This is a genomic window from Acinetobacter sp. ANC_7682 (genome assembly GCF_056779795.1).
On the sequence record NZ_JBWYIQ010000085.1, the window covers coordinates 1 to 457 of the forward strand.

Annotated in this window: 1 protein-coding gene; it reads left to right on the forward strand. The window is 45.5% G+C overall.

From position 1 onward, the window contains the following. Window positions 1-11: 11 nt before the first annotated feature. Window positions 12-457, forward strand: a 446-nt coding sequence (locus AC1M9D_RS14095) for a GTP-binding protein (RefSeq protein ID WP_481586822.1), incomplete at its 3' end; no start/stop codon positions are given.

Genomic DNA, 457 nt, shown 5'->3' on the forward strand with positions numbered 1-457 from the left:
AGGAAGATCTCATGGCTAAGGCTAAGTTTGAACGTAATAAGCCACACGTTAACGTGGGCACAATCGGTCACGTTGACCATGGTAAAACAACTTTAACTGCTGCTATCGCAACTGTATGTGCGAAGAAATTCGGTGGTGAAGCTAAAGACTACGCTGCAATCGACTCTGCACCAGAAGAAAAAGCACGTGGTATTACAATTAATACATCACACGTAGAATACGATTCTCCAACTCGTCACTACGCTCACGTAGACTGCCCGGGCCACGCCGATTATGTTAAAAACATGATTACTGGTGCTGCTCAAATGGACGGCGCGATCCTTGTATGTGCTGCGACTGATGGTCCAATGCCACAAACTCGTGAACACATCCTTCTTTCTCGCCAAGTAGGTGTTCCATACATCGTTGTATTCTTAAACAAATGTGACCTTGTAGACGACGAAGAGCTTCTTGAGCT